At 45.7% G+C, this 812-nt stretch carries 1 protein-coding gene and 1 rRNA gene; both read right to left on the reverse strand.

Annotation, left to right across the window (positions count from 1 at the left end; all coding sequences use genetic code 11):
• Nucleotides 1–149, reverse strand: a 16S ribosomal RNA gene (locus tag ACFQNG_RS19535); the annotation flags it as partial.
• A gap of 418 nt (nt 150–567) precedes the next feature.
• Nucleotides 568–812, reverse strand: a 245-nt coding sequence (locus ACFQNG_RS19540; protein WP_379867594.1) for a hypothetical protein, incomplete at its 5' end; no start/stop codon positions are given.

Consider the following 812-nt stretch of genomic DNA (forward strand, 5'->3'; position numbering starts at 1 on the left):
GGTTTCCCGGAGTTATCCCAGTCTTACGGGCAGGTTGCCCACGTGTTACTCACCCGTTCGCCGCTGGGATCCGAAGACCCCCGCACGACTTGCATGTATTAGGCACGCCGCCAGCGTTCATCCTGAGCCAGGATCAAACTCTCCGTAAAGGTCTTGGCGCTAAGCGCCAGACTTGAGGTTTGAGTCTATGCTCATTTGTAACACCGAAGTGTCACATTGAATTGACAGGTCACGTTCACTCTTTAGTTTTCAAGGAACACTTCATTCTTTAGCGTCGCTCTTGCGGCGACGTTTTTGATTTTAACATCTCAAACCGAAGTTGTCAACAGCTTTTTTGTTGTTATTTATCGATTCTTATAAGATGTTGTCGCGTTAGCAACGAAATTAAATATACAACGGTTTTTATGCATTGTCAACACCCTATTTATCATTTTTGATCTCTTTTTTAGTTTTATACTCATTGCCATATGTCCAGTTTCGTTTTTTGACATCATATTTGCGGCCATTCATGTATTTAAACCTAACCAGGTTTTTCATCCCTATTCACGCTCACGATCATGTCTTTGGTTATTTGTGCAGCTTACCAATGAAGGCTCCTTTCATCGGTTTAGCGCCCGCGAATCGTGACCAACAGCGCTCCTGCCTGGTTTCATCCATTGTTCTTTTGCCGGACAAGCCTTTCTCACATGGCCAGCTCATACTATCAAACCAGCTGGTATACAAAGAAAACCCCACTTCTCTTGAAGTGGGGTTGTTGGTGCCTGGCAACGACCTACTCTCCCAGGGCTTAGGCCCAAGTACCATCGGCGCTG

It is taken from the genome of Laceyella putida, from assembly GCF_042665195.1.
Taxonomy (GTDB): Bacteria; Bacillota; Bacilli; order Thermoactinomycetales; family Thermoactinomycetaceae; genus Laceyella; species Laceyella putida.